The following is a 23,604-nucleotide window of genomic DNA, read 5'->3' on the forward strand; positions in this document are numbered from 1 at the left end:
CGGTAGCCACCGCCACCGCCACCGGGACCCCCACCGGGACCGCCGCGGAAGCCACCGCCACCGCCACCGGGACCGCCACGGAAGCCACCGCCACCGCCGCCGCCGCCGCCGGGGCGACCGGCGCCGCCACCGGGACGACCCGCGCCGGGGCCACCGGGGCGACCCGTGGTGGGCCGCTGGCTCGGCATCGAGGCCGGGCTCGGCCGCGGCGGCATGGACGCCGGGCTGGGCCGCGGCGGCATGCCCGACGGGCTCGGCCGGGGACCGCCGGCACCGGCGGCCGGGGGCCGCTGCTGCTGGCCACCCTGGATACCGAACGGGTTGTTACCGGCGCCGCGCGCCGGCGGACGACCGCCCGGACGAGTGCCCGGACCCGGGGCCGGCGCGCCGGGACGACCGGCGGCCGGGGAACCCGGACGGGGCGGCATGGCACCCGGCCCCGGACGCGGGCCGGGCCGCGGACCGCCCTCGGTCGGTGGTTCACGACGGACGTTCTCGCGTTGCTGTTGGCGGGCGGCCTGTGCGGCCTTGACCGCGGCCTCCTGCTCGGCCTTCAGCGCGGCGGCACGCGCCTCGGCGGCCGCCACCTCGATGTCGTGGGCACTCGCCGGCTTGGCGACCGGAGTCGCCTGCGGCGGGCCGGGAACCGGACCCTTGGGCTTCGGCCCGGGAGTCGGCGGTCCGGGCCGCCGGGGCGGCGCGGGCTTCGCCGAGACCCGGGGGGCACTCGGGGCCGGAGACGGCGTCGGGGTCGGGGTCGGACCCGCAGCTGCCGCCGACGGGGCGGACGGCACCTGGTTTCCGGCGGACGCGACGAATGCGCCACGCAGCCGTCGGGCGACGGGCGCCTCGACGGTGCTGGACGCGGACTTCACGAACTCGCCCATCTCCTTGAGTTTGGCGAGAACGGTCTTGCTTTCGACCCCGAGCTCCTTAGCAAGCTCGTGTACGCGGGCCTTACCTGCCACTGCACTCCTCACTCCGAGGTCGTGCGGGCAGCACCCGCAGCGACCTCACTCCTGCACTTGAAGCCTGGTCATTTCTGACGCTTCATCGTGTGCTCATGTCGGTCGTCCTACCTTGCTAGCGACCTTCGCCCGGTCGGGTTGACCGGACGTAGTGGTTGGCGCGTCGACGTACTCCGCGACGGCACCGTGGTCGGGAACCCCGGCCGCCCGCAGCGCACGCCCGAAGGCGCGACGCCGCACCGCCTGGGCGAAGCAGGCCGGATCAGGATGCATGTTCGCGCCCCGACCCGGCAGGCTGCGGGCCGGATCGGGGCGGAGGCTGACATCAGCCCCGTCACCGACCGCGACGATCCGCAGCAATTCGCTGGCCGGCGCGCGTTGCCGGCAACCCACACAGGTGCGCTCCGGCTGCGCGCGTCGTACCACTGGAGGAAGTCTACCCCTAGCTCGTCGAGATCGCTCCGCCCGGCTCCGGGACGTGATCAGCTCCGCTGCGGCCACCGGCGCCCGACTGCTCCGCGTCGGACCGGATGTCGATCCGCCAACCGGTCAGTCGCGCCGCAAGTCGGGCATTCTGCCCCTCGCGGCCGATCGCGAGCGAGAGCTGGAAATCAGGTACGGTCACCCGCGCCGTCCGGGTGGCCAGATCCACCACCTCGACCCGCAGCGCCTTGGCCGGCGACAACGCGTTGCCGACGAAGGTCGCCGGATCGTCCGACCAGTCGATGATGTCGATCTTCTCACCGTGCAGCTCGCTCATCACCGCACGCACCCGCTGCCCCATCGGGCCGATGCAGGCACCCTTGGCGTTCACGCCCTGGACGGTGGACCGCACCGCGATCTTCGTACGGTGACCCGCCTCACGGGCGATCGCGCCGATCTCCACCGTGCCGTCGGCGATTTCCGGTACCTCCAGCGCGAAGAGCTTCTTGACCAGCGCCGGGTGCGTACGGGAGAGGGTGATCTGCGGACCACGCATCCCCTTGGTCACGTGCACCACGACGCAGCGGATCCGCTCACCGTGCTCGTACCGCTCCCCGGGAACCTGCTCCGACTGCGGCAGCACCCCCTCCAGCTTGCCCAGGTCGACGCTGACGATGCCCTTTTCCTTGCGGGCCTCGTGCGCCTGCACCACACCGGTGACCAGATCACCGTCCCGGCCGACGTACTCGCCGAAGTGCACCTCGTCGGTGGCCTCCCGCAACCGTTGGAGGATCACCTGCTTGGCGGTCATCGCCGCGATCCGGCCGAAGTCGTGCGGGGTGTCGTCCCACTCCCGCACCACCATGCCGTCGGCGTCCACCTCCTGGGCGTACACCAGGGCCGCCCCGGTCTTCCGGTCGATCTCCACCCGGGCGTGCGGCTCGGCGCCCTCGGTGTGCCGGTAGGCGGTCAGCAGCGCGGTCTCGATCGCCGCGAGGATCGTGTCGAACGGGATCTCCCGCTCGCGCTCGAGTGCGCGCAGCGCCGCGAGGTCGATGTTCACCTCTCCTCGTCCTCCACATCATCTTCGTCGTCATCATCGTCGATGTCCTCGCCGGCACCGTCGAACTCGTCCGCCTCGTCGATCTCGTCGAGGCGGCTGAACTCGACCTGCACCCGGCCGGGGCCGAGCTCGGCGTACCGGTGTTCGCTGCGGCCGGAGTCGGCCTCCAGCACCACGCGCTCGTCGTCGGCCGCCGTCACCCGGCCGGTCACCTGGCGGTCCCCGGTCGGCTGCCCGTCGCGTCCCGGCGCAGCGCCCCGCACGGTCACCCTGACCAGTCGGCCGACGTTGCGTCGCCAGTGCCGGGGCAGGGTCAGCGGCCGGTCCACGCCCGGTGAACTCACCTCGAGCTGGTACTCCCCCGCCACGATGTCGCCGCCGGCCTCCTCGGCCGCGTCGAGCGCCGCCGACACCGCGCGGGAGACGTCCGCGACGGCGTCCAGGTTGATCCCACCGTCGGCGTCCACGATCACCCGCACCACGTGTCGCCGGCCGGCCCGGGAGACCGACAGGTCCTCCAGGTCGTACCCCTCCCGGGTGACCACCGGCTCGATCACCTCGCGCAGCCGGGCCCGCCGCGCGGCGAGATCGCCCCGGGGTGCGCCGGCGCGATCCGAGCCCCGGGAGCCGTCGGTACGACGGGATCGTCCCGCCGGCCCGGTCGGCCGGGCAGCCCGACCACGCTGCGTCATCTGGCGCCCCTTCTGCTGTGACGGCGGCGACCCCACGGTCGCCACACCCTGCTGGTACGGCGGCCACAGCCGCCACGCCGGACGCCACCGGGGCGGTCGCGCCCGGTGGTTGCGCAGAGCGTAACGCGCCGCCGGGGCGGTGGCCCGCGCGGCGCACCGACGCCGGTCGCCCACCCGACCCCGTCGATGGTGTTGACTTGTCCGGTGGCGACGGGCAGAAGAACCGCGACCAGCGGTGAATCGGGGCGAACCCGGCGGACGGTGCTGCGGGCGGGCGCGCTCCTGGCGGTGGGCGGCTCGACCGGGCCGCTGGCCGGCTGTGATCTTTTCGACGGCGACGAACCCGCACCCCCGCCCGACCCGCTGGAGTCCCTCGCCGACGAGTCCCGCGAGCTGGCCGCGCGGCATCGGGCGGCCATCGCCGCCGACCCATCGTTGGCCGACTGGCTCGCCCCGATCGCCGAGGCGCACGCCGCGCACGCCACCGAGATACGCCGGCTGATCGGGCGTCCGGAGCCCTCCGGCGCGACCCCGACCGGTACGACGCCGACGGCGACACCGGGTGACCGGGCCGCACTGCTCGCCGCGCTGCGCGAGGCCGAGCAGCGGGGCCGGCAGTCCGCCGCGAAGGCGTGCGTGGCGGCACCCGGCGAGCGGGCCGCGCTGCTCGGGTCGGTCGCCGCCGCTCGGGCCACCCACGTGGAGGCGCTGGCGTGAGCCGCCGCCTGGCACCGGCCGACGCCCGGCAGGCGCTCGCCGACGCGCTGAGCGCCGAGTACGCGGCGATCTACGCCTACGGCCCGATCGGCGTACAACTCAGCGACGCCGAGCGGCGTGCGGCCCGCTCGGCCGAGGCCGCGCACCGGGCCCGCCGGGACGCGCTGGTGCTCCAGCTCAGCGGGGACGGCGGACAGCTTCCCGCGGACCGCGCCGGGTATGCCCTGCCATTCCCCGTGACCGACCGGGCCGGCGCGTTGCGGCTGGCGGTCGAGATCGAGGAGCGGACGGGCGCCTTCTGGCGGGCGGCACTGCCGGTCACCAGCGGAGCGGAGCGGACCCGGGCGTTGAACGCGTTGACCGACTGCGCGGTGCGGGCCACCCGCTGGCGGCGGGCCGCCCGGGTCACCCCGGTCACCGTGGCCTTTCCCGGCCGGCCCCGCTGAGCCCGGCCGGGGTCGTTCCGGCACGCCGTACCTCGACCGTCAGGTCGCGGGCCAGGCCGTTCCGGTTGCGCTCCGCATACGAGGTATGCATACTCCGTTGCCATGTCCATCCGTCACGGCCTGCTCGCCCTGCTCGAGCGCGGCCAGATGTACGGCTACCAGTTGCGGGCCGCTTTCGAGGAGTCGACCGGCTCGACCTGGCCGCTGAACATCGGACAGGTGTACACCACCCTCAACCGGCTCGAACGCGACGGACTGGTCCGGCCGCTGCCCGAACACGAGGGCGGGCAGCGGCCATACGAGATCACCGACGCCGGGCGGGCCGACCTGGCGCTCTGGTTCGCCACCCCGATCAGCCGCGCCGACCGCCCGCGCGACGAGTTGTCGATCAAGCTGGCCCTGGCGATGACCACACCCGGGGTGGACGTGCGGACCGTGGTGCAGACCCAACGCAGCGCCACCATGCGCACCCTGCAGGAACTGACCCGGCTGAAGTACGCCAGCGACAAGCCGGAGGACCTGCCGTGGCGGCTGGTGCTGGACGCGATGGTGTTCCAGGCCGAAGCGGAGATCCGCTGGCTGGACCACTGCGAGACGAGCCTGGTGCGCCACCGTCCCGCCACATCGGCCGGTGGCGTCGCACGCGCCGGTGCCGAGCACGCGCACGAACACACCGACCAGGAGATCCACCGGTGATCGAGGTGGGTCGACCCGTACTCGACCTGCGCGACGTGCACCGCACCCACGGCAGCGGCGAGGCCGCGGTGCACGCGTTACGCGGGGTGAGTCTGAGCGTGGTGCCGGGCGAACTGGTCGCCGTGATGGGCCCCTCCGGCTCCGGCAAGTCGACCCTGCTCACGCTCGCCGGTGGACTCGACCGCCCCACCGCCGGTGAGGTGCTGGTCGAGGGAGAGTCGTTGGGCGCGCTCGACCGGCAGGAGCTGGCCCGGCTGCGTCGGCGCCGGATCGGTTACGTATTCCAGAACCTCAATCTGCTGGGCAGCCTCACCGCCGCCGAGAACGTGGCGCTGCCGTTGGAACTGGACGGGGTGGGGGTACGGGCGGCCCGCCGGGCGGCCATGGTCGCGCTGGAGGAGGTCGGCCTGACCGGGCTGGGCGGACGCTTCCCCGACCAGATGTCCGGCGGCCAGCAGCAGCGGGTGGCGATCGCCCGGGCGCTGGTCGGCGAACGCCGGCTGGTGCTGGCCGACGAGCCGACCGGCGCCCTGGACTCGCAGACCGGGGAGGCGGTACTGCATCTGCTGCGCCGCCGGGTCGACGCGGGCGCGGCCGGGGTGCTGGTCACCCACGAGGCGCGGCACGCCGGCTGGGCCGACCGGGTGGTGTTCCTCCGGGACGGGGTGATGGTCGACGCGACCGTGCCCCTGCCCAGCGTCGAGCAACTGCTCTCCGGCAGCGGCCGGTGAGGCCGGGGCCCTCACCGGCGCAACCGGCGACAGGCGGAGACCGCGGAGACGGCCTCGCCGCCGGGCCGGCGACGCGCCTGATGTCCGCCGACGACGCTGCGGGTCCGACCGCGTTCCGGCCCCGGGGCAGGTTCGCCGAGACGGTCGGCTCCTGGCGGGCCGCGCTGCGCATCGCCCGGCGGGAGGCGCGTCGGGCCCGCCGCCGCACCGCGCTGGTGCTGGCGATGATCGCCCTGCCGGTGCTGGCGTTGACCTTCGCCGCGGTCAGCTACGACATGTCCGAGCTGACCCACGCCGAACGCGTCGGTCAGCGGATCGGCAACGCCGACGCGGAACTGCGCTGGACCGTCGACAACCCAATCGTGCAGGACCTCTGGGGCGATGAGACATTCGACGCCGGCGGGGAGCGGCGGGAGCGCACCCGCCCGGCGCGGGCCGAGGAAGTCCTCGCCCTGCTTCCGCCCGGCAGCCGGGTCGCCTCCGTCGAGTGGACGCAGTTCGAGGCGCGGGTCGGTGACCAGCTGGAGTCCTATTCGGCCCGGATACTGGACCTGACCGACCCGCTCGCCCGCTCGACGGTCCGGCTGCGCGCCGGGCGGGTGCCGGCCGCCGCGACCGAGATCGCCGTCACCGCGCCGGCACTGCGTGGGCTCGGGGTGCCGCTCGGCGACCAGGTCGTCCTGGCTGACGGCTCACGCTGGTACACCGTTGTCGGCGTGGTCGAGTTCCCCGACGAGCTTCGCGAGGTGATCGCGGTGCACCCGGGTGGGGTGCCGGCCGGCGAGCTCGGGCCGAGCCTCTGGCTGGCGGACCTGCCGGGCCCGGTGGACGCGGCACTGGTCCGCCGGCTCAACGCGCGCGGCGTCACGGTGACCACACGCGGCCCGGCACCGGGCACCACGGAGATCGGCGCGGACGACGGGCTGCCGCTGTCGGCGCACGACGCCGAGGAGGCCGGCAGCGCGGTGCTCGTGGTCGGCCTCGGCCTGCTGGAGGTGGTGCTGCTGGTGGGGCCGGCCTTCGCGGTCGGCGTACGACGCCGCCGCCGGGACCTCGCGCTGGTCGCGGTGGCCGGTGGTGACGCGGTCCACCTACGCCGCATCGTGCTCGCCGACGGGGTGGTGCTGGGCTGCGCCGGCGCCGCGGCCGGTCTGCTGCTCGGCGTGGCCGCCGCGTTCGCGGCCCAGCCGCTGCTGGAGGAGAACGTCTACGGGCACCGCTCCGGCGGGTACCGCGTCTTCCCCACGGCGTTGGCGGCGATCGCGGCGGTGGCCGTGCTGGCGGGGGTGCTGGCCGCCCTGGTGCCGGCCTGGACGGCCGCCCGGCAGGACGTCGTCGCGGGTCTGGCCGGCCGGCGCACCGTGCCGCCGCACCGGCGACGCTGGCCGCTGCTCGGTCTGGCGCTGACCGCCGTGGGCACCGGCACGGCCGCGCTCGGCGCGCAGCACAGCAGCGCCCTGGTGGTGCTGACCGGGATCGTGCTGGGCGAGCTGGGTCTGGTCTTCACCACCCCCACCCTGGTCGCCTGGCTGGCGCGCGCCGGCCCGGCGCTGCCGCTGGCTCCCCGGATCGCGCTGCGCGACGCCAGCCGCAACCGCTCCTCCACCGCCCCCGCGGTCTCCGCCATCATGGCCGCGGTCGCCGGCTGCGTCGCCACCGGCGTCTGGGTGGCCAGCGACGAGGCCCGCGCCAGGGCGCAGTGGCGGCCCGGGATACCTCCCGGTCACGTGATGTTGCTACCCACCCGGGAGGACGAGCTGCCGCCACTGCCGGCGGTCACCGAGCGGATCCGCCACGTGCTGGCCGCCGACTCGGTCGCCCGGATCGACCGGCCGGTGTGCGCCCCACCTGTCCGGGACGACGAGTGGTGCAGCGTCGTCGCCGTGCTGCCACCCCACCAGCTCTGCCCGTTTGAGCCCGAGATGGTCCGCTCGGTCGAGGCACGCCGGCAGGCACTGGCCGACGCGCGGTGCCGGCCACCGGCGCACGACCCGTCGGGTTACCACCTGCCGGTCGTGGTGACCGACGGGTCGGCGCTGCCCGCTCTCACCGACGCGCCGCCGGAGGAGGTGGCCCGGGCGAGCGCCGTGCTGCGGGCCGGCGGCGCGGTGGTGACCGACCCGCGCTACCTGCACGAGGGCCGGGTGACGGTGACGATGACCCGCAACAACGGCGGCTCCGAGCCGCCGGCGGTGACCACCGCGGCGGTTCCCGGGTACGTGCTGCGCGGCGGCCTGCCGACGGATCATCTGGCGTTGTCGGCCCCGCTCGCCGGGCGGCTCGGCTTGGTTGTCGTCCCTGAGGGGTACGCGGTGGCGACCGGCACCGCACCGACCGACGCCCAGCAGCGGCGGCTCGTGGCCGAGCTGCGTCCACTGGCGCACCTGGTGGCGATGGTCGAGGCGGAGGCACCCGAGCCGCGCCGGCAGCCGCTGCTGGTGCTGCTGGCGGTGGCGGCCGGCATGATCACCGTGGGGGCCGCCGGGGTGGCCACCGGGCTCGCCGCCGCCGAGGGACGGCGGGACCTGTCCACCCTGGCCGCCGTCGGGGCGAGCCCGGGGGTACGCCGGGTGCTCTCGGTGTGCCAGGCCGGGGTGATCGCCGGGCTCGGCTCGGTGCTGGGCATCGGGGCCGGTCTCGGGTCCGCGGCGGTCATCCTGACCTCGGTCAACCGGCAGTTCACCGGCGCGTGGCCGGTGCAGACGCCGTACCCGATCATGGTGCCCTGGGTGACCCTGGGCGTGCTGGTGGTGGTGCCGTTGGTGGCCATGGCCGGCGCGGGCCTGTTCACCCGTTCCCGGTTGGCGGTGGAACGCCGGCTGGACTGACTCCCGCCGACCCGCACCTCAGCCGACGCCGCCCTGGACGCCGATCAGGGCGCCGATGGCGTAGGTGGCGCCGGCCGCCGCCGCGCCGAGCAGCAACTGGCGCAGGCCGCCGAGCCACCAGGGCCGGTTGGTGAACCGGGCGACGACCGCCCCGGCCGCGAAGAGCCCCACCCCGCCGACGGCGAGCGCCAACCAGAGGCTGGTGAAACCGAGCAGGTAGGTCGCCAGCGGCACCAGGGCCCCGACCGAGAAACACAGCAGCGACGAGACCGCCGCCGCCCACGGGCTGGGCTGCTCGTCGGGGTCGACCCCCAACTCCTCCCGGACGTGCACCCGCAGGGCCTCCTCCGGGTTGCGGCGGACCGCGTCGGCGACCTGCGTCGCCAGGTCCCGCGGCAGGCCCCGGGCGACCCACGCCTCGGCCAACTCCCGGGCCTCCGCCTCGGGGTGCCGTTCCAGCTCGCGGCGTTCCTTGGCCACCTCGGCGGCGACCTGCTCGTTGGCCGAACGGACGCTGGTGTACTCGCCCAGCCCCATCGAGATCGCGCCGGCGACCAGGCCGGCGGTGCCGGTGAGCACGATGCTGCGCGGCGAGACGCCGCCACCGCCGACGCCGGCGATCAGGGCGATGTTGGTGACCAGTCCGTCCATCGCGCCGAACACGGCCGGCCGCAGCCAGCCACCGGAGACGTCGGCGTGGTGCGCCTCGCGCAGCGCGGCAGGAGTCTCGGCGGTCACGGCAGGGTCAGGATCTCGTAGCCGTCGTCGGTCACGACGATCGTGTGCTCGAACTGCGCCGTCCACCTGCGGTCCTTGGTGACCACCGTCCAGCCGTCGTCCCACATGTCGTACTGGTGGGTGCCGAGGGTGATCATCGGCTCGATGGTGAAGGTCATCCCGGGTTCCATCACGTCCGTGGGACGAGGGCTGTCGTAGTGCGGCACGTAGAGGCCGCTGTGGAACGCCTCGCCGATGCCGTGGCCGGTGAAGTCGCGGACCACGCCGTAGCCGAACCGCCGGGCGTACGACTCGATGACCCGGCCGATCACGTTGATCTGGCGGCCCGGGGCGACGGCCTTGATGCCGCGCATCATCGCCTCGTGGGTCCGCTCGACCAGCAGCCGGGCCTCCTCGCTCACCTCGCCCACGCAGAACGTGGCGTCGGTGTCCCCGTGCACACCGCCGATGTACGCGGTGACGTCGACGTTGATGATGTCGCCGTCCTGCAGCACGGTGGAGTCCGGGATGCCGTGGCAGATCACCTCGTTCAGGCTGGTGCAGCAGGACTTCGGGAAGCCCTTGTAGCCCAGCGTCGACGGGTACGCCCCATGGTCGACCAGGAACTCGTGCACCACCCGGTCGATCTCGTCGGTGGTCACCCCGGGCTTGCAGTGCTCGCCGGCCAGCTGGGTCGCCTGGGCGGCGAGCCGACCGGCGATCCGCATCTTCTCGATGGTCTCCGGGGTCTGCACGTGCGAGCCGCGCCACTGGCGGGGGTGCGGCTTCCCCACGTACTCCGGTCGGACGATGTGGGCGGGCACCGCTCGCCGCGGGGAGAGCGTGCCGGGGGTCAGCGGCGCACGGACGGTCATGACCACAAGCCTATCGCCGGGGCCGGGGTGATCCCCGCCACGCACCCGTACGCCCGGCTTGTTGCCGCGGCAACGACGCTGTGCCATTGTGGCTGGCGTGGATCAACGGGGCGCACCTCCCGTCTTCTCCGCGAGCGCGGAGCTCGACGGTGCGCACCTGCGCGTGGTGGTGACCGGTGAGGTCGACATGGCGACCGCCGACACGATGCTGCAGACCGTGCTCCGGGAGCCGGCCGAGCGGGTCACCCTCGACCTGCGCCGGGTGACGTTCTTCGACTCGGCCGCCATCCACGCGGTGGTCCGGCTCGCCGACCGCCTGCCGGAACGGCTCGCCGTGCTGCCGTCGCGCCAGGTGACCCGGGTGCTGGAGATCTCCGGCCTGGCCGGGCAGCCCTGGCTGCGTCGGGACTGACCACCGCACCCGTCGGGCGGGTGGCGGTCGGGCTCAGTCCCGCAGCCGCCGGCGGGGCGTCACCGCCGGCCGTCCGACCGATGACGCCGGTGGGAGGACGGGCGGTCAGAAGACGGGCAGGCCGTCGATGCTGGCGCTGTTCTTCCTGGCCCGGTAGTCGGCCAGGTCGTCCTCCGTCCTGCGGGTGCCCCACTGCACCAGCAGGTCACGGTCACCCCGGTAGTCCAGCAGCGGGACGCCGTAGCCGCAGGAGTCGCTGACCCGCTCGACGTCCACGGTGACCACCGACCGGACGGCGTGCGGGTCCGGCGGGTCGGGGAAATCGGCCAGCCGCGCGGCGAAGCGTGGGTCGGTGCGCGGGGTTACCTCGCCCCGGCCGTACAGGCGGACGATCTTCGGCGGGCCGGTGAAGGCGCAGAACATCACCGTGATCCGGCCGTTGTCCCGCAGGTGGGCGAGGGTCTCCGCGCCGCTGCCGTGCCAGTCCAGCCAGGCCACCCGGTGCGGACCGAGGACGACGAAGGTGCCGCGCATGCCCTTGGGCGAGACGTTCACGTGCCCACCCGGCCCCGAGGGTGCGGTGGCGACGAAGAAGACCACCTGTTCCTCGATGAAGCCGCGTAGCCGGTCGTCGATCTCCGGGTGGACCTTCCCCATGTCGGCATCCTCGCACCGGCACAGGCCGGCTGGGACACCCTTTACCACCAGGCGGGACGACTCACAGCGGCGTCACGTACGCGCCGGTGATGCCCCCGTCCACCACGAACTGCGCGGCCGTCATGAACGAGGCGTCGTCGCTGGCCAGGAAGGCCACCGCGGCGGCGATCTCCGCCGGATCGCCGAACCGGCCCATCGGCACGTGCACCAGCCGGCGGGCGGCGCGTTCCGGATCGGCCGCGAACAACTCCCGCAGCAGCGGGGTGGCCACCGGGCCCGGACACAGCGCGTTGACCCGGATGCCCTCCCGGGCGAACTGCACGCCCAACTCCCGGGTCATCGCCAACACCCCGCCCTTGCTCGCCGTGTACGCGATCTGCGAGGTCGCCGCCCCCATCAACGCCACGAACGAGGCGGTGTTGATGATCGAACCCTTACCCTGCCGGCGCATGTGCGGAATGACGTACTTGCAGCAGAGGTAGACGCTGGTGGTGTTGACCCGCAGCACCCGCTCCCAGGCGTCCAGGCCGGTCTCCAGGATCGAGTCGTCCTCCGGCGGGGAGATGCCGGCGTTGTTGAAGGCCACGTCGATCCGGCCGTGCCGCGCGGCCACCCCGTCGAACAGTTCCCGCACCGCCGTCTCGTCGGCCACGTCACAGGCGACGAACTCGCCGGCGACCTCCTCGGCGGCCCGCTCACCGGCCTCGGCGTCGACATCGACGCAGACCACCCGTGCCCCCTCGGCGGCGAAGCGGCGTACGGTCGCCAGCCCGATCCCGCTGCCCGCCCCGGTCACCACCGCGACCCGGTCCGTCAGTCGACCCTGCATCGTGTTCACTCCTCGGTGCTGATGAAGACGTTCTTCACGTCGGTGAAGGCGTGCAGGGCGTCCGGGCCCAGCTCGCGACCGAGCCCGGAGCGTTTCATCCCGCCGAACGGCGTCCAGTAACGCACCGAGGAGTGCGAGTTGACGCTGAGGTTGCCCGTCTGGACCGCCCGGGCCATCCGCAGCGCCCGGCCCACGTCCCGGGTCCAGATCGAACCGGAGAGGCCGTACTCGGTGTCGTTGGCCAGCCGGACCGCGTCGGCCTCGTCGTCGAACGGCAGCACCGACACCACCGGCCCGAAGATCTCCTCCCGCCAGTGCCGGTCGGCCGGTGACCCGGCGAGCAGCACGGTCGGGGCGTACCAGAAGCCCGGGCCGTCGGGGCGGGAGCCGGTGAAGGCCACCTTCGTCCCGTCGACGTACCCGGCGACCCGGTCCCGGTGGGCGGCGGAGATCAGCGGCCCCATCTCGGTGGTCTCCGCGGCCGGGTCGCCGACCCGGAAGTCGCGTACGGCCGGTTCGAGCAGTTCCAGGAAGCGGTCGTACACCGGGCGCTGGACCAGGATCCGGGAGCGGGCGCAGCAGTCCTGGCCGGCGTTGTCGAAGACCGCGGCCGGCGCGGAGGCCGCCGCCCGCTCCAGGTCGGCGTCGGCGAAGACCAGGTTCGCGCTCTTGCCGCCCAACTCCAGGGTGACCCGCTTCACCTGGGCGGCGCAGCCCGCCATGATCCGGGTACCGACCTCGGTGGAACCGGTGAAGCAGATCTTGCGTACGGCCGGGTGGGTGACGAACCTCTCCCCCACCACGCTCCCGGAGCCGGGCAGCACGGTGAACACGTTCTCCGGCAGGCCCGCCTCGCGCGCCAGCTCGGCCAGGCGCAGCGCGGTCAGCGGGGTCAGCTCGGCGGGCTTGAGGACCACGGTGTTCCCGGCGGCGAGCGCCGGCGCGAAGCCCCAGCCGGCGATCGGCATCGGGAAGTTCCACGGCACGATCACCCCGACCACGCCGAGCGGCTCGTGGAAGGTGACGTCCCAGCCGCCGGGCACCGGGATCTGCCGCCCGGTCAGCCGCTCCGGCGCTCCGGCGTAGTAGTCGAGCACGTCGCGCACGTTGCCCGCCTCCCAGCGGGCGTTGCCGATGGTGTGCCCGGCGTTGCGCACCTCGAGTTGCGCCAGTTCCTCCTGGTGCGCGTCGACCACCGCGGCGAAGCGCCGCAGCAGCCGCGCCCGGTCTCCCGGCGCGACCGCCCGCCACGACTCGTACGCGGCAGCCGCCCGCCCGATCGCCGCGTCGACCTGCTCCCGGGTCGTCGCCGGCACCTGCGCCACCGGCCGGCCGGTGGCCGGGTTGATCACTTCAGAGACGTTCGAAGCCACGGCGCAGCTCCCAGTCGGTCACGGCGGCGTCGAAGGCGGCGAGCTCGACGCGGGCCTGGTTGGCGTAGTGCGCGACCACCTCGTCGCCGAACGCGTCCCGGGCGACCGCCGAGTTCTCCCATCCGGTGAGCGCGTCGCGCAGCGTGCCCGGCACCCGCTGCGCCGCCGCGTCGTCGTACGCGTTGCCGGTGCACTCCTCGCCCAGCTCCAGCTCGCGCTCGACGCCGTGCACCGCCGCGGCAACCAGCGCGGCGATGGCCAGGTAGGGGTTGACGTCCGCGCCGGGCACCCGGTTCTCCACCCGCATGCCCTGCCCGTGCCCGACCACCCGCAGCGCGCAGGTGCGGTTGTCGACCCCCCAGCGCAGCGCCGTCGGGGCGAACGAGCCGGGCTGGTAACGCTTGTAGGAGTTGACGTTCGGGGCGAAGAAGAGGCTCAGCTCCCGCATGGTCGCGAGCATCCCGGCCAGCACCCGCTGCCCGGTGACGCTCAGCCGGGCGGGGCCGTCGCCCAGCATCGCCGAGGCGCCGGAGGTGTCGCGCAGCGAGAAGTGGATGTGGCAGGAGTTGCCCTCCCGCTCGTTCGGCTTGGCCATGAAGGTGATCGACATGCCCTCCTGGGCGGCGATCTCCTTGGCCCCGTTCTTGTAGATGACGTGGTGGTCGGCACAGGTCAGCGCCGTGTCGTAGCGGAACGCGATCTCGTGCTGGCCGAGGTTGCACTCGCCCTTGGCGCTCTCCGGCGTGAGCCCCGCACCGGCCATCTCGGTTCGGATGCGGCGCAGCAGCGGCTCCACCCGCGCGGTGCCGAGCAGCGAGTAGTCCACGTTGTACTGGTTGGCCGGGGTGAGATCGCGGTAGCCGCGCCGCCAGGCGTCCTCGTACGAGTCGCGGTAGAGGACGAACTCCAGCTCGGTGCCGGCGTACGCGGTCAGCCCGTGGGCGGCCAGCCGGTCGAGCTGCCGGCGCAGGATCTGCCGGGGCGAGGCGGCCACCGGGCCGGAGCCGTCCAGCCACTCCAGGTCGGCCAGGAGCAGGGTCGTCCCCGGCTGCCAGGGCACCCGGCGCAGGGTGGCCAGGTCGGGGCGCATCGCGAAGTCGCCGTAGCCGCGCTCCCAGCTCGACATCGCGTACCCGTCGACGGTGTTCATGTCGACGTCCACGGCGAGCAGGTAGTTGCAGCCCTCGCTGCCGTGCGCGACCACCTGGTCGAGGAAGTACGGGGCGTGGAACCGTTTGCCCTGCAACCGGCCCTGCATGTCGACCAGGGCGAGCACCACGGTGTCGATCTCGCCCTCGGCGACGGCGACCCGGAGCTGTTCCAGCGTGAGCGGAGCTTTCCTCATCGGCTCGCCTCCATCACCAAGGTCTACTCGCTGACGCGATCATCGTCAATGGTCGGGCCCGACGTCGCCTTCGTGGTCAGGCCGGCTTGTCGGCCGGCGTGCCGTCCACGGTGCGTTGCGCCGGCAGTTCGACGGTACGGCGCGGACCGGTGAACCACTTCCGCGCCGAGGCGTACCACCAGACGCCGACGCCGAGCAGCACCCCGCCGACGGCGATCGGCGCGTAGTTCACCGCCGACCAGCTGAAGTCGGCGTTGCCGGGCACCCCGGCGGGCACGATGGGCAGCAGGAAGTAGACCGAGATGACGGCGATCTCGATGACCGCGATCCAGCCGAGCAGCTTGTACCTCCGGCCCAGGGTCCACGGCCCGGGCTGGAACCGGTCCCCCATCCGCAGCCGCAGCGCGATCGGGATGATGAAGGACAGGTAGAGCCCGATCACCGCGACGGAGACCACGGCGTAGAAGGCGACCGGGATGCCGTCCGGGCTCGCGTAGAGGGCGGGCAGGGTGAGCACCAGGCCCGCCACGGTGGCGCCGATGATCGCGTTGACCGGGGTGCCGTTGCGGTCGACCCTCGACCAGAGCCGCCAGCCCGGCACGGCCCGGTCCCGGCTGAACGCGTACGCCATCCGCGACATCGACGTCACGCAGCTCATCCCGCAGAAGAACTGGCCGATGGTGGAGATGATGATGACGGTCTTGAAGAAGAACGGGGTCAGCGCGGTCTCGAAGATCGCCCCGGAGAAGCCGCCGGCGGAGTTGACCGCGTCCACGTCGGTGGCGGCGAAGAGGAAGGCCAGCAGCAGGATCCAGCCGCCGATCGCGGAATAGAAGATCGACCGCCAGAGGCCCTGGGCGGCGGCTTTCGACGCGCCCCGGGTCTCCTCGGAGACGTGCGCGCAGGCGTCGAAGCCGGTGATCGTGTACTGGGTGAGCAGGAAACCCAGCGGCAGCACGTAGAACCAGAACGTCAGCCCGCCGGTGTCGCCGTCGCCGAAGCCCGAGTTGTTGAACCGCTCGGTGAAGACGAACCGGAAGCTCTGGTGGTCGTCCGGGACCAGCAGCAGGATGGCCACCACGGCGGCCGCGCCGGCCACGTGCCACCAGACCGAGACGTTCTGCAGCACGTCGATGACCCGGTGCCCGAAGATGTTGATCAGCCCGTGCAGCACCAGGATGATCACGAACAGTCCGAATGCCTGCCGCAGCGTGCCCTCCCAGCCGTCGAAGAGCGCCGACAACGTGAGGTTGAGGAAGGTCGCGCAGCCGTAGTCCACCGAGGCGGTGACCGCGATCAGGCCGATCAGGTTGAGCCAGCCGGTGAACCAGCCGTGCACCGGACGACCCATCTTCGCCGCCCACCAGTAGATGCCGCCGGCCGTCGGGTACGCCGACACCAGCTCGGCCAGGCAGAAACCGATGATCAGGATGAACAGCGAGACCAGCGGCCAGCCCCAGGAGATGGCGACCGGGCCGCCGTTGTTCCACGCCTGGCCGAACGTGGTGAAGCACCCGGCCAGGATCGAGATGATCGAGAACGAGATGGCGAAGTTGGAGAAGCCGCTCCACTTCCGGTGCAGCTCCTGCTGGTAGCCGAGTTCGGCGAGTCGTCGGGCGTCGTCATCCATCGGTTGCTCACTGGCCGGCGCGGGCGTCGTGGCCACTGCGCACCTCCTCGATGTGGTTTCCCGGTACGAGTGGGTGAAGTGTGATCCCGTCGATCAAGGCGGTCAATACTCAGCCCCGAGGATCTCACGGCCGGCACGGCTAATCGCGTTGCCGCGTGGGCCCGGTCGGGGCATTCTTGAGCCTGTTACCAGGCCCGATCGCGACGGGACCGAAGACCGGGCGCTCGGCAACGTCCGGTCCGTGCGGCGGCGCGGGGCGTCCACCTCTCTCTCACGTACGGCGATCTGCCGTGCCCGACGGACGCCCCTCGCCGCCGCCTCCTCCTCCGACGTGCCGGCCCCGCCGTGTCAGGTGAGCAGCAGGCCGGCCACCCAGAGCGCGGCGACGACCAGCCCGGCCAGGAACTCCACCAGCATGGAGAGCCCGGCCGCCTTGACCGCCTGCACGGTCGCCGGCCAGGCGAGCCGGTTGCTGCCCAGCCGCAGCCGTTCGGCCCCCCACACCCCGCCGACGAAGCCCAGCACCAGGCCGACCACCGGGATGACGAAGAACCCGACCAGCCCCAGCAGCCCGCCGGCGAGCAGCGACGACGTCGGCACCCCGCTGCGGGTGAGCTGACGTCCCGGCCAGGCGTACTTCACCACCGTGCCGCCCGCGGCGACCACGGTCGCCGCGGCGAGCACCGCCCAGCGGCCCGGCCCGGCACCACCGAAGAGTGCCCAGACCAGCACCCCACCCCAGCACAGCGGCAACGCCGGCAGGCCGGGCAGCACCACGCCGGCCAGGCCGGCCAGAATGGCCAGCGCCGCCACCACCGACACCACGGACTGCGAGTCCGTCAGCTCCATCGGCCACCTCCGCGTCGTCGCAGACCGGGGCGCAGCCGAGGTACACCGGCCGTCGTCTGCTCCCGGCGAACCGTACCCCGGTCAGGTCGCCGCCTCGCCGCGCAGCCGCTCGGTGATCTGGGCCGCGGGCACCGGCGGGCTGAACCAGATGCCCTGCCCGGTGTCGCAACGCAGCGCCCGCAGTCGGTCAACCTGCGCTCGGGTCTCCACCGCCTCGGCGGTCACCCCCAACTCCAGGGCGTGCGCCAGCCGCACCAGCGCGTCGACGATGCGCTCGTCACGGTGGTCGGTGGGACCGTCCACGCCGTCGACGCGGATGCCCTCCACGAACGGCCCGGCCAACTTCAGGCAGTGGATCGGCAGGCGACGCAGGTACGCCAGGTTCGAGTACCCGGTGCCGAAGTCGTCGATGGCCAACCGGACGCCCAGCTCGGCCAGCCGGTGCAGCGAGCGCAGCGGTTCCCCCGCCGTGCCCATCACGGCACTCTCGGTCAACTCCAGCTGCAACAACTCGGCCGGCAGGCCGCTGCGGCGCAGCATCTCCGCCACGATGTCCACGACCGCCGGGTCGTCGGCCTGCCGGGCGGCCAGGTTGACGCTCATCACCAGTCGCCGGCCGGGGAACTCGCGGTGCCAGGCGCGGGCGTCCCGGCATGCCTGGCCGAGCACCCACTCACCGAGGCGGACGATCAGCCCGCTCTCCTCGGCCAGCCCGATGAACCGGTCCGGGCCGATCATGCCCAGCTCGGGGTGGCGCCAACGGACCAGCGCCTCCACCGCCTGCATCCGCCCGTCGAGCAGCGAGACGATCGGCTGGTAGTGCAGCACGAACTCGCCGCGCTCCAGGGCGGCGGGCAGCCCGGCGGCGAGCGCCGAACGGGCGATGTCGGCGGCGCTGCGCTCCGGGTCGTACACCGCCCACCGGCCACGTCCCTCCGCCTTGGCCCAGTACAGGGTGGTGTCGGCGGCCTTCATCAGCTCGGAGACGCTGGTCTCCCCGGCCGGGCACTCCACCACGCCGATACTGGCGGTGACGGCGAGCTGCTGTTCGCCGATGAGCACCGGGGCGGAGACCGCCGCCAGGGCCAGTTCGGCAACGCCGACCGCGTCGTCGATCCCCCCACCGGAGTCGACCAGGATGACGAACTCGTCGCCGCCCATCCGGGCGACCAGGTGCCCCTGCCCGGCCACGCAGTCGGCCAACCGGCGGGCGATGGTGACGAGCAGCCGGTCCCCCAGGTCGTGCCCGAGGCTGTCGTTGACCGCCTTGAACCCGTCCAGGTCGAGGAAGCAGACGCCGATCCGCTGCTCCTGGTCGGCCTCGGCGAAGATCCGTCCGAGTGTCTCGAAGAAGAGCGTCCGGTTGGGCAGGCCGGTCAGCGGATCGTGCAGCGCCTGGAAGCGCAGCCGCTGCTGGAGTTCGTACCGCTCGGTGATGTCCTCCACCATCGCGACGGTGAACCGGGGCCGGCCGTCGTCGTGGCGGATCAACGAGACGGCCAGGTCGGTCCAGACCACGCTGCCGTCCTTGCGGTAGTAGCGCTTCTCCACCCGGACGCTGTCGTGCTTGCCCTCGATCAGCTCCTGGTAGAGCTCCCACATGCCGGCGGCATCGTCGGGGTGGAACAGCTCCGCCACGTTGATCTGCCGCAGCTCCTCGATGGAGTAGCCGAGCATCTCCGCGAAGGGCTGGTTGACGTCGAGGATCGCACCGTCGATGCCGGCGATGCCGATGCCGATGGCCGCCCCGGTGAAGACCGCCCGGAAGCGGGCCTCGCTGTCCCGCAGCGCCCGCTCCACGGCGTCGCGGGCCTGCCAGGCGGAGCGCGAGATCCGCTCCTGCTGGCTGAACGTCCGGTCACGCAGGGCGCGAGCGAACCCGGCCGCGAGCGCGCCCTGCACGGCCGCGATCCGTGCGCCGGTCGTCGCCGCGTCGCAGTCGGGCAGCACCCGGGCCAGGAACCGGTCGCCGAGGGCGCGCACCGTCCAGTCCAGCACCCGGGGCTCGGTCAGGTGCGCCTCCACCAGCGCCCGGCCCACCTCCTCGGCCGGGGTGGCGGAGAACTCGTCGGCCAGCACCGCCCGGGCCAGCCGTACGGTGTGCCCGAGCAGCAGCCGCTCGGTTTCGTCCGCGCTCAGGGGCACGAAACCGAGCCGCCGCGCCGCCCGGGCCCACTCGACGGCGTACTCCCGGGCGCCCGTGCGGCTGTGGTCGCCCCCGCCGGTGTCCGGATCGGCGGCCATGTCGGCTCAGCCGGCGCGGTCGTACCGGGCGACGCCGCCGAACGCCCCGAAGCGCTCGGGGTGCTCATCCACGTCGGCGGGCGAGTCCGGCCGCCACAGCGGCATGTGCACCACGCCCGGCTCCAGGATCGTCCAGTCGCCGAAGAAGCCGGTGATCTCGGCCCGCGACCGTAGGGTGATCTCGGTGTCGGTACGCGCCGACAGCCGCTGCGCGTCGAGCATCTCCTGCGGCTGGTCCTCGTGGGTGGAGTGCGAGATGACCAGGAAGCTGCCGGGTGCGGCGGTGGCACGCAGGGTGGCCAGGACGTCGGCTGGCCGGTCGGCGTCGGCAACGAAGTGGACCACTCCGGCCAGGAGGATGCCGACCGGCCGGTCGAAGTCGATCAGGCCACTGGCCCGGGCCAGGTCCAGGATCAGCTTCGGCTCTCGCAGGTCGGCCCGGATGGCGGTGGCCCGATCGTTGCCGGCGAGCAGTTCGTGGCTGTGCGCCACCGCCACCGGGTCGATGTCGACATAGACGATCCGCGCCTCGGGGTTGGCAACCTGGGCCACCTCGTGCACGTTGCCGACGGTCGGGATGCCGGAGCCGATGTCGAGGAACTGGTCGATACCGGCGTCGAGCAGCACCCGCACGGCCCGGCGCAGGAACTCCCGGCCCGCCCGCATGGTGGCGGCGAGGTTCGGGGTCATGCTGGCGATCTGCTCGGCGAGTTGGCGGTCGATCTCGAAGTTGTGCGCGCCGCCCAGGAAGTAGTCGTAGACCCGCGCCGCGCTCGGCCGGCTCAGGTCGATCTCGGCGGGAAGTCCGTCCGGCATCTGCATCTGCCTCGCCCCAGTTCGTCGCCGTGGTGCGGGAGGACAACCGGTGCCGGGCGCGCGGGGCACGCGGGGGCGACACCGGCCGACCCGCGAATCGTGTGGTGCTGACCACTCTAGGCCGGCTCAGCGAGAGACGGGAGATCCACTGTGGCCTGCGGCGGGTGGCCGCGCACTGCCGTACGCCCGGCACCGCGCCGGTCACCGGCGGTGACGATTCGGGGTGGACCCGGAGCGTGCTCCGGGTCAGTTGACGGCCTCCAGCAGCAGAGAGATGCCCTGCCCGACGCCGACGCACATGGTGGCCAGCGCCCGCCGACCGCCCCGGCGGCGCAACTCCAGCGCGGCGGTGAGCGCCAGCCGGGCGCCGCTGGCCCCCAGCGGGTGGCCCAGCGCGATCGCCCCGCCGTTGGGGTTGACGTGCTCGGCGTCCTCCGGCAGACCCAGCTCGCGCAGGACCGCGACCGCCTGCGCGGCGAACGCCTCGTTGAGCTCCAGCACGTCGATGTCGGTCAGGCCGACGCCGAGCCGGTCGAGCAGCCGGCGGGTGGCCGGCACCGGACCGATGCCCATGATCCGGGGCGGTACGCCGGCCGCCGCCGCACCGCTGATCCGGGCCAGCGGGGTGAGGTCGTACCGGGCGACCGCCGCCGCGGAGGCCACCAGCAGGGCGACCGCGCCGTCGTTGACCCCGGAGGAGTTGCCGGCGGTGACCGTGCCGCCCGCCCGGAACGGGGTGGGCAGCGCGGCGAGCTTCTCCAGCGAGGTTCCCCGGGGGTGCTCGTCGACCTCGACCAGCTTCGTCTCCCGGCGGCCGATCGGCACGGTCACCGGCACGATCTCCTCGGCGAGGCGGCCGTCGGCCCGGGCCTCGGCGGCCCGCTGCTGGGAGCGGAGCGCGAACTCGTCCTGGGCGACCCGGTCGACACCGAACTCGGCGGCCACGTTCTCGGCCGTCTCCGGCATCGAGTCGATGCCCCACCCCTGCTCCATCAGCGGGTTGACCAGTCGCCAGCCGATCGTGGTGTCGTACACCTCGGCGCTGCGGGAGAAGGCGGACGTCGCCTTGGGCAGCACGAACGGCGCCCGGCTCATGCTCTCCACCCCGCCGGCCACCATCAGTTCCGCCTCACCGGCGACGATCGCGCGGGCAGCGGTGGCCAGGGCGTCCAGGCCGGAGCCGCAGAGCCGGTTGACCGTGCTGCCGGGGACCTCCTCGGGCAGCCCGGCCAGCAGCGCCGCCATCCGGGCCACGTTGCGGTTGTCCTCGCCGGCCTGGTTGGCGCAGCCCAGGATCACGTCGTCGACGCGGGCCCAGTCCACCGACGGGTGGCGGGCGACCAGCTCCCGGATGACGTGCGCGGCGAGGTCGTCGGGGCGCACCCCGGCGAGGGCACCGGCGTACCGGCCGATCGGGGTGCGCACTCCGGCCACGAGATATGCCACGGTCATGCTGCTGCGTCCTTCGGGGTGGGAAGGGGCTCAGGTAGCGGCGCCGCCCGGGTCACGGGGACACCCGGTGGTCAGGATAGCCAGGCAGGGACCGGATAGGTCGGCGGCAGGTCGCGGCTCGGTTCCCCGCCGTGACCGGCGGTGGCCCGCTCGGTCGGGCCGCCGCGGCGGCCGCCGGCTGGGGCCTGGCGACGGCCGGCATCCGGGGACCGACCTGCCGCACCCATCGAGGTGAGTAAGGATCGTCACGGCTCCCGCTCCTTCCGCCCGCTGCTCGGCGGGAGTAGCGTCGGCAGGCGATGACCAACGTCTGGCACCTCACCGTGCGCCTGTACGTCGACCTCCGACGGCAGGCCAGCGGCGTCTGTCCGGCGCAGCCGCTCTCCTGACGCTGCCCGTACCGACCCTCCGACAGACCTTGGACGCATCATCATGGCTTCCGTCCTGCGCAAGATCCCCTTTTCCGTGCAGATCCTGGCCGGCCTCGTGCTCGGCGCGGCACTCGGCTTCCTCGCCCGCGCCAATGATCTGAGCTGGCTCGCCGGCACCCTCGACACCGTCGGCGACCTCTTCGTCCAGTTGCTCAAACTGGCCGTCCCGCCGCTGGTCTTCACCGCCATCGTGGTCAGCGTGGTGAGCCTGCGCGGCGTCACCAACGCCGCCCGGCTGGCCGGGAAGACCCTGCTCTGGTTCGGCGTCACCGCCCTGGTCGCGGTGGGCGTCGGCATCGGCCTCGGCCTGCTCACCAACCCCGGACGTGGGGTGTCGCTGGACACCGCCGCGGCCACCGTGCCGCAGCGCACCGGCTCCTGGACCGACTTCCTCACCGGCATCGTCCCAACCAACCCGGTCGGCGCGTTCGTCGAGAACAACGTCCTGCAGATCGTCTTCCTCGCCCTGGTCGTCGGTGCCGCCGCGCTGCTGGCCGGCGAGGTCGCCGAACCGTTCGTGGCGGTCAACCGCTCGCTGCTGGCGATCGTGCAGAAGGCGCTGTGGTGGGTGATCCGGCTCGCCCCGCTCGGCACGCTCGGCCTGATCGGCAACGCCGTCGCCTCGTACGGCTGGGACCTGCTCGCGCCGCTCGCGACGTTCACCACCGCCGTCTACGTCGGCTGCGCCATCGTGCTCTTCGTCGTCTACCCGGCGCTGCTGGTCACCGCCGGCCGGCTCAACCCGCTGCGTTTCTTCGTCGGTGCCTGGCCGGCCATCCAGCTCGCCTTCGTCTCCCGCTCCTCGGTGGGCACCATGCCGGTGACCCAGCGCTCCGTCGAGCGCCTCGGCGTGCCGCGCGAGTACGCCTCCTTCGCCGTGCCGTTCGGGGCCACCACGAAGATGGACGGCTGCGCCGCGATCTATCCGGCGCTCGCGGCGATCTTCGTGGCGCAGGTCTTCGGGGTGCACCTGGGCGTCACCGACTACCTGCTGATCGCTTTCGTCTCCGTGGTCGGCTCGGCCGCCACCGCCGGCCTGACCGGCGCGATCGTGATGCTGACCCTGACCCTGAGCACGTTGGGTCTGCCGCTGGCCGGCGCCGGCCTGCTGCTGGCGATCGACCCGATCCTCGACATGATCCGGACCGCCACCAACGTGGCCGGGCAGGCCCTCGTGCCGACGATCGTCGCCGCCCGGGAAGGCACCCTCGACCGCGCCGCGTACGACTCGGCCGGTCGGCGTGACCTGATCGACGCCGACGAGCCCGCACGCCCGACCCGGCAGGACGAGCCGGCGCCCGCCCTGGCCTGAGTGCGCCACCGGGATGATCCCGACGTCGGCCCGCCGGTTTGTCCGGCGGGCCGACGCGGTCCCGCTCGCCCTGAGCCGGGACGGTCGCCGCCCCGGTG

General features: G+C 73.3%; 22 protein-coding genes. 7 read left to right on the top strand and 15 right to left on the bottom strand.

Features of this window, described 5'->3' with window-relative positions:
- From E1166_RS14730 to rimP, 4 genes are all read right to left on the bottom strand, one after another.
- Positions 1-968 (bottom strand): translation initiation factor IF-2 N-terminal domain-containing protein (locus E1166_RS14730; RefSeq protein ID WP_207914242.1); only part of this gene is annotated, 968 nt, incomplete at its 3' end.
- Positions 969-1,061: 93 nt separating this feature from the next.
- Positions 1,062-1,394 (bottom strand): YlxR family protein, encoded by a 333-nt coding sequence (locus E1166_RS14735; protein WP_132339315.1) that lies wholly within the window; start codon positions 1,392-1,394, stop codon positions 1,062-1,064.
- A 16-nt stretch (positions 1,395-1,410) separates the two neighbouring features.
- Positions 1,411-2,454, bottom strand: coding sequence for a transcription termination factor NusA (gene nusA / locus E1166_RS14740; protein ID WP_132263405.1), 1,044 nt, complete (start codon positions 2,452-2,454; stop codon positions 1,411-1,413).
- The gene (rimP, locus tag E1166_RS14745; protein ID WP_132339317.1) at positions 2,451-3,146 is read right to left on the bottom strand and encodes a ribosome maturation factor RimP; all 696 of its coding nucleotides are present in this window, start codon (positions 3,144-3,146) and stop codon (positions 2,451-2,453) included. Before rimP ends, nusA begins: the two co-directional genes overlap by 4 nt.
- A 261-nt stretch (positions 3,147-3,407) precedes the next feature.
- Here rimP and E1166_RS14750 point away from each other — a divergent pair, with 261 nt between their 5' ends.
- The 5 genes from E1166_RS14750 to E1166_RS14770 all read left to right on the top strand — a co-directional run bounded on the left by E1166_RS14750 (position 3,408) and on the right by E1166_RS14770 (position 8,564).
- Complete coding sequence (locus E1166_RS14750; protein WP_207914244.1) at positions 3,408-3,863, top strand: hypothetical protein; 456 nt, start codon at positions 3,408-3,410, stop codon at positions 3,861-3,863.
- Positions 3,860-4,309, top strand: a complete 450-nt coding sequence (locus tag E1166_RS14755) for a ferritin-like domain-containing protein (RefSeq protein WP_243710348.1) — start codon at positions 3,860-3,862, stop codon at positions 4,307-4,309. Before E1166_RS14750 ends, E1166_RS14755 begins: the two co-directional genes overlap by 4 nt.
- Before the next feature lie 102 nt (positions 4,310-4,411).
- Positions 4,412-5,005: a PadR family transcriptional regulator gene (locus E1166_RS14760; RefSeq protein ID WP_132339319.1), complete on the top strand. Its 594-nt coding sequence runs from the start codon at positions 4,412-4,414 to the stop codon at positions 5,003-5,005.
- 5 nt (positions 5,006-5,010) lie between these two features.
- Entirely contained in the window at positions 5,011-5,736 is a 726-nt protein-coding gene (locus E1166_RS14765; protein ID WP_207914245.1) for an ABC transporter ATP-binding protein, read from the top strand.
- Between the two features lie 80 nt (positions 5,737-5,816).
- The gene (locus E1166_RS14770; protein WP_132339321.1) at positions 5,817-8,564 is read left to right on the top strand and encodes an FtsX-like permease family protein; all 2,748 of its coding nucleotides are present in this window, start codon (positions 5,817-5,819) and stop codon (positions 8,562-8,564) included.
- Between the two features lie 18 nt (positions 8,565-8,582).
- Here the strand turns inward: E1166_RS14770 and E1166_RS14775 are convergent, their stop codons facing one another.
- Both E1166_RS14775 and map read right to left on the bottom strand, forming a co-directional pair.
- Entirely contained in the window at positions 8,583-9,302 is a 720-nt protein-coding gene (locus tag E1166_RS14775; RefSeq protein ID WP_132263416.1) for a VIT1/CCC1 transporter family protein, read from the bottom strand.
- A complete protein-coding gene (map, locus tag E1166_RS14780) occupies positions 9,299-10,156 on the bottom strand; it encodes a type I methionyl aminopeptidase (protein WP_132339323.1) in 858 nt (285 codons plus the stop codon). The genes E1166_RS14775 and map overlap by 4 nt, the downstream gene beginning before the upstream one ends.
- Positions 10,157-10,253: 97 nt before the next feature.
- On the opposite strand from map, the gene E1166_RS14785 reads away from it, so the two are divergent.
- Positions 10,254-10,568, top strand: coding sequence for an STAS domain-containing protein (locus E1166_RS14785; protein WP_132339325.1), 315 nt, complete (start codon positions 10,254-10,256; stop codon positions 10,566-10,568).
- A 105-nt stretch (positions 10,569-10,673) separates the two neighbouring features.
- On the opposite strand, the gene E1166_RS14790 is transcribed toward E1166_RS14785, so the two are convergent.
- The 9 genes from E1166_RS14790 to pcaF form a co-directional block, all read right to left on the bottom strand.
- Positions 10,674-11,225 (bottom strand): pyridoxamine 5'-phosphate oxidase family protein, encoded by a 552-nt coding sequence (locus E1166_RS14790; protein WP_132339327.1) that lies wholly within the window; start codon positions 11,223-11,225, stop codon positions 10,674-10,676.
- A 61-nt stretch (positions 11,226-11,286) separates the two neighbouring features.
- Entirely contained in the window at positions 11,287-12,054 is a 768-nt protein-coding gene (locus E1166_RS14795) for a 3-oxoacyl-ACP reductase (protein WP_132339329.1), read from the bottom strand.
- 5 nt (positions 12,055-12,059) lie between these two features.
- Entirely contained in the window at positions 12,060-13,427 is a 1,368-nt protein-coding gene (locus E1166_RS14800) for an aldehyde dehydrogenase family protein (RefSeq protein ID WP_132339331.1), read from the bottom strand.
- Positions 13,408-14,772 (bottom strand): glutamine synthetase family protein, encoded by a 1,365-nt coding sequence (locus E1166_RS14805; RefSeq protein ID WP_132339333.1) that lies wholly within the window; start codon positions 14,770-14,772, stop codon positions 13,408-13,410. The genes E1166_RS14800 and E1166_RS14805 overlap by 20 nt, the downstream gene beginning before the upstream one ends.
- Positions 14,773-14,848: 76 nt before the next feature.
- Positions 14,849-16,402, bottom strand: coding sequence for an amino acid permease (locus E1166_RS14810; protein ID WP_243710349.1), 1,554 nt, complete (start codon positions 16,400-16,402; stop codon positions 14,849-14,851).
- 348 nt (positions 16,403-16,750) lie between these two features.
- Positions 16,751-17,251, bottom strand: a complete 501-nt coding sequence (locus E1166_RS14815) for a DUF456 domain-containing protein (RefSeq protein ID WP_132263434.1) — start codon at positions 17,249-17,251, stop codon at positions 16,751-16,753.
- Between the two features lie 81 nt (positions 17,252-17,332).
- Positions 17,333-19,495, bottom strand: a complete 2,163-nt coding sequence (locus E1166_RS14820; RefSeq protein WP_132339337.1) for a bifunctional diguanylate cyclase/phosphodiesterase — start codon at positions 19,493-19,495, stop codon at positions 17,333-17,335.
- Between the two features lie 6 nt (positions 19,496-19,501).
- Positions 19,502-20,317, bottom strand: coding sequence for an SAM-dependent methyltransferase (locus E1166_RS14825; RefSeq protein WP_132339339.1), 816 nt, complete (start codon positions 20,315-20,317; stop codon positions 19,502-19,504).
- Between the two features lie 240 nt (positions 20,318-20,557).
- Positions 20,558-21,763: a 3-oxoadipyl-CoA thiolase gene (gene pcaF / locus E1166_RS14830; protein ID WP_132339341.1), complete on the bottom strand. Its 1,206-nt coding sequence runs from the start codon at positions 21,761-21,763 to the stop codon at positions 20,558-20,560.
- A gap of 444 nt (positions 21,764-22,207) precedes the next feature.
- Between pcaF and E1166_RS14835 the strand changes: the two genes are divergently transcribed.
- Positions 22,208-23,506, top strand: coding sequence for a dicarboxylate/amino acid:cation symporter (locus tag E1166_RS14835; protein WP_207914247.1), 1,299 nt, complete (start codon positions 22,208-22,210; stop codon positions 23,504-23,506).
- The last annotated feature ends 98 nt before the right edge of the window (positions 23,507-23,604 follow it).

Origin of the sequence: Micromonospora sp. KC213, assembly GCF_004348325.1 — a bacterium.
Classification (GTDB): domain Bacteria; phylum Actinomycetota; class Actinomycetes; order Mycobacteriales; family Micromonosporaceae; genus Micromonospora.